Here is an 8,373-nt window from a genome sequence, read left to right as displayed (position 1 = left end):
GCACATTGGCGACTGCCTGCGCACGGCCTTCGGAAAGCTGCTGGTTATAGGCCGCGTCACCGTCGCTGTCGGTGTGACCGACGATCTGTAGGGTCGAGTTCTGGTAGACCTGAACGTTCTGCGCCAGAGCCGCAAGGTCACCCTGCAGCGTCGGCTGGACGGCGGTGCTGTTTGTGGCGAACAGGATGTCCTGCGGCAGGGTCACGATCAGGCGGTCGCCCGTGTTGGTGATGACGACCCGGCTGTCCATCACGCGGCGCAGGTCCGCTTCCTGCTTGTCGAGCGAATAGCCCACACCGGCGCCCACGGCACCACCGATCAGGGCACCCTTCAGGGCACCTTCCGCACGATCGCCGTCACTTTCGGATAGCGCACCGATCAACGCACCGGCGCCCGCGCCGATCAATGCGCCGTTCTTGGCGCGCTGGTTCGGATCGTTCGGACCGGCACCAATACCGGTGCCCGGTGCACAAGCGCCCAGAACCACTGTACCGGCCAGAGCGGCCGCAAGGGAAATTTTCGATACTGTCATTGTCGTACTGCCTTCATGTGTTTCGGGCCCCGTTCGGGCGAGGCGTCTCTATGCGAACGCAATATAGGGCATCCGGGTTTCAGTGAAAGTTGCTCGAATGTGTTTTTCGGCAGAATAACGCGCAATTGTACCCGCTCAGGCCTCTGCGCGGGCGGCCTCGAAGGCCAGCATCGCCCGTTTGACGGGAAGCCCCCAATGGTACCCCCCCAATTCGCCGGACTTCCGCAGGGCCCGGTGACACGGGATGAGCCAGCTGACCGGGTTCCGCCCCACGGCGGTTCCGACCGCGCGCACCGCCTTGGGCGTACCGATGGCGCGGGCGATTTCCGAATAGGTCGTGACCTGACCGGATGGAATGGCCAAGAGCGCCTCCCACACCTTGATCTGGAACGGCGCCCCAATCAGATGCAACGGCGCGGCCTCTTCCACGGGCTCGCCGTTCCCGATCACGGTGTTTACCCAAGCCGTCAGCCGCTCCGGCGCCTCGGTGACAGTAGCCTCCGGCCAACGGTTTCGCATATCGGCAAAGGCCGCTTCCTCGCCGGTCTCCGATACCAGCGCCAGCCCGCAGATGCCCTTGTCGGTTCCCATCACGAGCATTTTTCCGAACGGACCGTCGAACCAGCCCCAGTAGATATCCAGCCCCGCCCCCTTCCGGGCGTAATCACCGGGGCTCATGGCTTCCCACCGCAGAAACAGGTCATGCAGGCGCCCGGTGCCCGACAGGTTCAACGCATCTGACGCTTCCAGCGTGGTGAAACTGTCGCGCAACATGCGCTTGGCCTGCCCCAGCATCAGATATTGCTGGTACCGCTTCGGAGAGACCCCGACCCACCGCGAAAACAGACGTTGAAAATGGGCCGGGCTCATACCCATCTCGGCGGCCAAGGCATCGAGCTGCAACGGGTCTTCGGCCCTGTCGATATGGTCGATGGCGCGGCGCATGACCTGATAGTGATAGGATTGCGTTTCTTCTTCGGGCAGCATGGGGTCTCCTTCGCTGGTCCAGAAATAACCCCACGGCGGCAGCCATGCGACCCGTTTCTTGCGCAAAGCCCGCCCCCTTCGCGCGCCAGTTTGCCCTTGTTGCCATTGGAGGAAACGGCCATATCTGTCCCGCGATGGCAAAACCGCTCGATTATCATAGCATCCGCGAGATTTTTCGCAGGTTCGAGGCCGCCGAAGCCGAGCCGGAGGGCGAGCTGGAGCACCTCAACGCCTATACGCTCGTGGTGGCCGTGGCCTTGAGCGCGCAGGCCACCGACGCGGGCGTCAACAAGGCCACGCGGGAACTGTTCAAGGTCGCCGATACCCCGCAAAAGATGCTGGACCTAGGGCTGGAGGGCTTGACGGAGCACATCAAGTCCATCGGCCTTTATCGGCAAAAGGCCAAGAACGTCATGAAGCTGAGCCAAATCCTCGTGGAGGACTACGATGGCGAGGTACCGAGCAGCCGGGCGGCGCTCCAATCGCTGCCGGGGGTGGGCCGCAAGACGGCCAATGTCGTGCTCAACATGTGGTGGAAACATCCCGCCCAGGCGGTCGACACCCATATCTTCCGGGTCGGCAACCGCACCCGTGTCGCACCGGGAAAGACGGTCGACGCCGTGGAGCGTGCCATCGAAGATAACGTGCCCGCCGAATACCAGCATCATGCCCACCACTGGCTGATCCTGCACGGGCGCTACACCTGCAAGGCGCGCAAGCCGCTTTGCCGGACCTGCCTGATCCGCGACATCTGCCCCTACGAGGACAAAACCGTATGAAAACCTACGAACTGGTCGGGATCGGCAATGCCGTCGTCGACGTGATTTCCCATGCCGACGACCGCTTCCTCGGGGATATGGGGATCGAGAAGGGTATCATGCAACTGATCGAACAGGACCGGGCAGAACAGCTGTACGCCGCGATGCGTGACCGGATCCAGACGCCGGGGGGGTCCGTTGCCAATACGGTGGCCGGTTTCGGGGCGCTGGGTCTGCCCACGGCCTTTATCGGGCGCGTCCGTAACGATGAGTTGGGGGATTTCTACGCGCGGGCGATGTCCGACAACGGGATCGACTTCGTGAACCCGCCCGTCGAGGGCGAGACCCCCACGTCGCGCTCCATGATCTTCGTCTCGCCGGATGGCGAGCGTTCGATGAACACCTATCTCGGTATTTCGACCGGCCTTACGTCGGATGACGTGCCGGAAGAGGTCAGCGGTCGGGCGCGACTGATGTTCCTCGAAGGCTATCTATTCGATCATGAAGCGGGCAAGACGGCCTTCCGGGAGGCTGCGCGCGCCACGAAGGCCGGGGGCGGCATGGCGGGCATCGCGATTTCCGATCCATTCTGCGTCGAACGGCATCGCGCCGACTTCCTGTCGCTGATCGAGCATGACCTCGATTACGTCATCGGCAACGCGGCCGAGATCAAATCGCTCTACGAGACAGAAGACCTCGAAGACGCGCTCGACAAGATCACGGCAATCTGTCCGCTCGTCGTCTGCACAAGATCGGGCGACGGGGTGACGATCATTCGCGGAGGCAACCGCGTCGATATTCCGGTGACCCGGATCGTACCGGTGGACGCGACCGGCGCGGGCGACCAGTTCGCTGCCGGGTTCCTCTACGGGTTGGCGCAGGGCCGTGACCTCGAAACCTGTGGGCGCATGGGCAATGCCTGCGCCGCCGAGGTCATCAGCCACCTCGGCCCGCGCCCCGAAAAGGACATGCTGGCGGTGTTCCGTGCCGAAGGCCTTGCCTGACATGCTGACGGACGGGTTTCATCCCGTTCCGGCGGGCAAACTGGCAATGGTGGTGACCCATCTGGAGATGCGCGCACCGCCTCAGGCAAAAGATCTGGCCCTCCCTGACGGTGTAACCTTCCGAAAGGTCGAGCCGGATTGCAGCTGGTACCGGGACGTTTTCCGCCGGGTAGGATCGCTGGAATGGCTCTGGTTCGGGCGCGCCAATATGGCTGACGATAAACTCGCCGCCATTCTGTCCGATCCGGGTGTGCATGTGTATACGCTGAGGAAAGACGGCATCGACCACGCTTTGCTGGAGCTCGACTTTCGCGTGCCCGGTGCCTGTGAACTGGCATATTTCGGGCTGACGTCTGCCCTCATAGGCAGTGGCGCGGGGCGTTTTCTGATGACGCGGGCGATCGAACTGGCATTCGCACAGCCTATCGAAAGGTTTCACCTTCATACCTGCACGCTCGATAGCGCACAGGCGTTGCCCTTCTATATCCGCAGCGGGTTCGTGCCCTATGCACGCGAAGTCGAAATCGCGGACGATCCGCGCCTGACGGGGGTATTGCCCCGCGACGCGGGCGCGCATGTCCCCCTGATCGACGATCAGGGGCGTTCAGGCTGACAGGGCTCCCCCGCGTAGCAGGCCTGTACCTTTTCCAGCATTTCCGCCGAGGGCGTACCGAAAAGATCGCCGCCGCAGGGGTTCGTCTCCAGCACATAGGTCTCCGCATCGCGGCGCACAAAGGCGAGCACATCCTGCCCCGTGGCGGCAGACCCGCACCATGGACCGTAACAGAGCACATCCAGTTCGACGGCCTGCTCGAACGGAATGTCGAAGCCCCGCCGCGTCATGGATTTCCCTTCCAGCCGTGCCGGAACCACCGTGCGGGGTGGCGTATCGGCCTGACGGGACATATCCACTTCCGGCAGCAGGTCGGCATCGAAGGTAAGCCGACCATGCACCACGACATATTCGGCCTCTTCCGCAGCCACCCGCTGATACGCTCCTTCGAGGGAATGGGGCAGACAGCTCAGGGCAGAGGCCGACACAGGCAGGGCCGCCAAGGCACCACAGATCGACAGGCGAAGCATCCGCATCACAGATACTCGCGGAAATCGTCGAGTACAGCCGCATAGACGTCGCGCTTGAACGGCACAATGCCCTCCAGCATGTCCTCCGGTTTCAGCCAGCGCCAGGCGGAGAATTCCGGCTCCTCCGTCTCGATGTTCACCTGCGTGTCGTCGCCCAGATACCGCAACAGGAACCACGCCTGTTTCTGCCCCCGAAACCGGCCCTTCCAGATGCGCGGAACAAGATCATGCGGCAGGTCGTAGGTGAGCATGTCCCGGGTCTGCGCCACGACCTCGACAAGCTCCGGGGGCACCCCCGTCTCCTCCACCAATTCGCGCAGGGCGGCCTCGCGCAGGTCCTCGCCGGGTTCCACCCCGCCCTGCGGCATCTGCCACGCGTCGGTGTCCCTGTCCCGCCGCTGGCCGACGAAAACCTTGCCCTCATCGTTGATCATCATGACGCCCACGCAGGGGCGGTAGGGAAGCTTCTCGATCTCTTCTGGTCGCACCGGGGATACCTTTCATCGCAGGCCTTCACAGTAGCGCCTTATCGCGGGCCTTGTACACAGCAGGGCAGCGCGCGGCTTCCGTCGCGGACATCGCGGGGGTGACGCCGCGTTTAACGTGACTCGCAAGGGGACATGGGGTGTTCTGCGCCGCGCAGCGCCTCTGGCAGAAAAGGTTTTTCGATGTCCCACTATCCCCATATGCTCGCACCGCTCGACCTCGGCTTTACGACGCTCAAGAACCGGGTGCTCATGGGGTCGATGCACACCGGCCTCGAAGAAACCAAGGATTGGAACCGCGTCGCAGAATTCTACGCCGAACGGGCGCGCGGTGAAGTGGGGCTGATGGTGACGGGCGGCATCGGGCCCAACCTCGAAGGATCGGTTCTGCCCGGCGCATCCATGATGGTCACGCAGGAAGACATCGACAACCACGCCGTCATCACCCGGCGGGTGCACGAGGCAGGGGGCAAGATCTGCATGCAGATCCTCCATGCCGGGCGCTATGCCTATGGCCCGAAATGCGTTGCACCCTCGCCGATCAAATCACCGATCTCCCCCTTCCCGCCGGCGGAACTGGACGAAGACGGCATCGAGAAGCAGATCGCCGATATCGTCGCCTGTGCCGAACGCGCGCGGGAAGCGGGCTATGACGGGGTGGAGATCATGGGCTCCGAAGGGTACTTCCTGAACCAGTTCCTCGTGACCCATACCAACAAGCGGACTGACCGCTGGGGCGGGGCCTATGAGAATCGCATGCGGCTGCCCATCGAGGTCGTGCGCCGGACCCGCGAAGCGGTGGGTGAGGATTTCATCATCATTTACCGCCTGTCGATGATCGATCTTATCCCCAACGGATCGACCTACGACGAAGTCGTGCAACTCGCGCAGGAGATCGAGAAGGCGGGCGCCACGATCATCAACACCGGGATCGGCTGGCACGAAGCACGTATCCCCACCATCGCAACTTCCGTTCCGCGGGCAGCCTTTGCCTGGGTCACCAAGAAGCTGATGGGCAAGGTGGGCATCCCTGTGATCACCTCCAACCGGATCAACACGCCTGAGGTGGCCGAAGAGGTACTGGCCGACGGCTGCGCCGACATGGTCTCGCTCGCCCGGCCGATGCTGGCGGATGCCGATTTCGTGGCCAAGGCCATGGCTGGAAAATCCGACCGGATCGCCCCCTGCATCGCCTGCAACCAGGCCTGTCTCGACCATACGTTCGGCGGCAAGATTTCAAGCTGCCTCGTCAACCCGCGCGCCTGCCATGAAACCGAGTTGCGGATCGAGCCTGTCGGAACCGCGCGGGCAATCGCTGTCGTAGGGGCCGGGCCTGCGGGGCTGTCGGCGGCGATCACGGCGGCCCAGCGCGGTCACCGCGTTACGATCTTCGACCGAGCGCAGGAAATCGGGGGGCAGCTGAACCTCGCCAAGCAGGTGGCGGGAAAGGAGGAGTTCTGGGGCTTCGTCGATTGGTATCGCAGCATGATCGCCGATCTCGACATCGAGGTGAAGCTGAACACCGAGGTTTCCGCCAACGATCTGGACGACTATGACGAGGTCATCATTGCCACCGGCGTCGTACCGCGCGACCCGCAGATCCCGGGCCAGAACCGCGACAACGTGGTGAGCTATGTGAACATTCTGGACGGAACGGCCACGGCGGGACGCCGGGTCGCCGTGATCGGCGCGGGCGGCATCGGTTTCGACGTGTCCGAACACCTTGTCCATGACGGCGACAGCACGACGCTGAACCTGCCCGAATGGATGCGCGAATGGGGCGTGGCCGACCCCGCCGAACACCGGTCGGGCCTGGCGCCGGAAGGTCCGCAGCCCCATGCCCCCGCCCGGGAGGTCACGATGCTGCAGCGCAAGACGTCCAAGGTGGGCAAGGGTCTCGGCAAGACGACAGGCTGGATCCACCGTGCTTCTCTGACCATGAAGGCGGTGAAGATGATCGCGGGCGTGAACTACGAAAAAATCGACGACGAGGGGCTGCATATCTCTTTCGGAGAGGCACGCGAGAATCCTCAGGTGATCGAGGCGGATACTATCGTCCTGTGCGCCGGGCAGTTGTCGGACCGCAGCCTCGCCGACGCGCTCGAAGCCAAGGGCCGGACCTGTCACGTCATCGGCGGGGCAGACGTGGCGGCCGAACTCGACGCCAAGCGCGCCATCAATCAGGGGACCCGTCTGGCCGCAGCGCTCTGATCCGGGGGGCAGGAGCGCCCCCCGAAACACTTGGCATCGTTCGAAAGAGACGCTACCGCTTTTCGCCGTGCGGCCCAACTGCTGGCCGTGCCTGTGACAGGCCGAGGGTGACAATGCCGATCTGCGTTTTCGATGTTTTTGCGGATGGAACGACCGAGGTTCCCGAGGACAGGGCACTGACGGGTCCCGGCCGATACCGCTGGTGGCACTTCGACCTTGCGGATCCCGAGCTGGCCACATGGCTCGAAGGGGTCCTGCCCCCGATCCCCCGGGGCGCACTGCTGCAACCCGAAACCCGGCCCCGCTGCGACCGGTACGGCGAAGGCATCATGTTGAACCTGCGGGGCATCAATATGAACGAAGGTCAGGATGCAGACCAGATGGTCTCCGTCCGGATGTGGATCGATGACGACGTCGTCATCACGGTACGGATGCGGAAGGTCTTTGCCATTGACGAAATCCGGCAACTGGCGACACAGGGAAAGGTCCCGCGCACCACCGCCGCCTTCATCGAGGCGCTCGTATCCCGGCTGACCCATCGGGTTCAGGACGAGGTGGCAAAGATCGCGCGGCTGACCGAATTTTTCGAAGACGATCTCGAAGACGACAGCACACCCATTCCGCCCGAACTGCCGGAAACCCGGCGCAGCGTGATCAAACTGCGTCGCTATCTCGAACCACAGCGGTACGCTCTGCACCGGCTGGTGGAGATCAACCTGCCCATCATACCCGAGCCGGACACGCTGACCCTGCGGGAACTGGCAAACCGAACGACTATCGCGGTCGAAGAGTTGAACGCGCTGCAGGAGCGGCTCATTACCGTGCAGGACGAACACGACCTGCATGTGGCGCGCAAACAGGCCCGGCACGGCTATGTGCTGTCCGTAGCCGCGGCGGTCTTCCTGCCGCTGGGCTTTCTGACCGGTCTCTTCGGGGTCAACATCGGCGGAATGCCCGGGATCGACGATCCCTATGCCTTCGCCATTCTCTGCGCCTCGATGGCGGGATTGGTGGTGGTGATGGTACTGATCCTCAAATGGGTGCGATGGCTTTGATATCGCGCCCGGAAACGCAGCGTTCACGCGTTTCCACAAGCTGGACGATCCCGTCAATTACCTTGCTACTGTCCCACCCCTGCCCCGATCCTGCCTGAATTCTCGGTCATTGCTGTGCCCTGAAAGAAGAATAGTGATGAAGGAACGGGCATGGATCGCCTCACGGAAATGGAAGCATTCGCCACGGTCGTCGATCAGGGCGGATTCACCGATGCCGCCAAGAAGATGGGCATCTCCAAGTCGGCTGTATCAAAGCAC

General features: G+C 63.1%; 10 protein-coding genes. 6 read left to right on the top strand and 4 right to left on the bottom strand.

Going from position 1 to position 8,373, the window contains the following annotated elements:
- On the bottom strand, window positions 1-532 hold a 532-nt coding region (locus tag A3728_RS04840; RefSeq protein ID WP_067920770.1), incomplete at its 3' end, for an OmpA family protein.
- Between the two features lie 135 nt (window positions 533-667).
- Window positions 668-1,519, bottom strand: coding sequence for a methylated-DNA--[protein]-cysteine S-methyltransferase (locus A3728_RS04835; RefSeq protein WP_067920774.1), 852 nt, complete (start codon window positions 1,517-1,519; stop codon window positions 668-670).
- Window positions 1,520-1,653: 134 nt separating this feature from the next.
- Here A3728_RS04835 and nth point away from each other — a divergent pair, with 134 nt between their 5' ends.
- Genes nth through A3728_RS04820 form a run of 3 tightly spaced genes read left to right on the top strand, consistent with a single transcriptional unit; the run spans window position 1,654 to window position 3,894 of the window.
- The gene (gene nth, locus A3728_RS04830) at window positions 1,654-2,298 is read left to right on the top strand and encodes an endonuclease III (RefSeq protein WP_067920768.1); all 645 of its coding nucleotides are present in this window, start codon (window positions 1,654-1,656) and stop codon (window positions 2,296-2,298) included.
- Window positions 2,295-3,281 (top strand): adenosine kinase, encoded by a 987-nt coding sequence (locus A3728_RS04825; RefSeq protein ID WP_067920766.1) that lies wholly within the window; start codon window positions 2,295-2,297, stop codon window positions 3,279-3,281. The genes nth and A3728_RS04825 overlap by 4 nt, the downstream gene beginning before the upstream one ends.
- A 1-nt stretch (window position 3,282) precedes the next feature.
- Entirely contained in the window at window positions 3,283-3,894 is a 612-nt protein-coding gene (locus A3728_RS04820) for a GNAT family N-acetyltransferase (RefSeq protein WP_067920764.1), read from the top strand.
- Here the strand turns inward: A3728_RS04820 and A3728_RS04815 are convergent.
- Both A3728_RS04815 and A3728_RS04810 read right to left on the bottom strand, forming a co-directional pair.
- Window positions 3,876-4,370, bottom strand: a complete 495-nt coding sequence (locus A3728_RS04815) for a hypothetical protein (RefSeq protein WP_236627986.1) — start codon at window positions 4,368-4,370, stop codon at window positions 3,876-3,878. The two genes, A3728_RS04820 and A3728_RS04815, sit on opposite strands and share 19 nt — an antisense overlap.
- On the bottom strand, window positions 4,370-4,852 hold the full coding sequence (locus tag A3728_RS04810; protein ID WP_067920762.1) for an RNA pyrophosphohydrolase: 483 nt from the start codon (window positions 4,850-4,852) through the stop codon (window positions 4,370-4,372). The genes A3728_RS04815 and A3728_RS04810 overlap by 1 nt, the downstream gene beginning before the upstream one ends.
- A 180-nt stretch (window positions 4,853-5,032) precedes the next feature.
- Between A3728_RS04810 and A3728_RS04805 the strand changes: the two genes are divergently transcribed.
- The 3 genes from A3728_RS04805 to A3728_RS22195 all read left to right on the top strand — a co-directional run.
- Window positions 5,033-7,060, top strand: a complete 2,028-nt coding sequence (locus A3728_RS04805) for an NADPH-dependent 2,4-dienoyl-CoA reductase (protein ID WP_067920760.1) — start codon at window positions 5,033-5,035, stop codon at window positions 7,058-7,060.
- A 113-nt stretch (window positions 7,061-7,173) separates the two neighbouring features.
- The gene (locus A3728_RS04800; protein WP_067920759.1) at window positions 7,174-8,115 is read left to right on the top strand and encodes a zinc transporter ZntB; all 942 of its coding nucleotides are present in this window, start codon (window positions 7,174-7,176) and stop codon (window positions 8,113-8,115) included.
- A gap of 150 nt (window positions 8,116-8,265) precedes the next feature.
- Window positions 8,266-8,373 (top strand): LysR family transcriptional regulator (locus tag A3728_RS22195; protein ID WP_150120649.1); only part of this gene is annotated, 108 nt, incomplete at its 3' end.

It is taken from the genome of Sulfitobacter sp. HI0040 (genome assembly GCF_001634885.1).
GTDB lineage: Bacteria > Pseudomonadota > Alphaproteobacteria > Rhodobacterales > Rhodobacteraceae > Sulfitobacter.
Note: the sequence above shows the minus strand (reverse complement) of the source record. Positions and strands in the feature narration are given on the sequence as shown.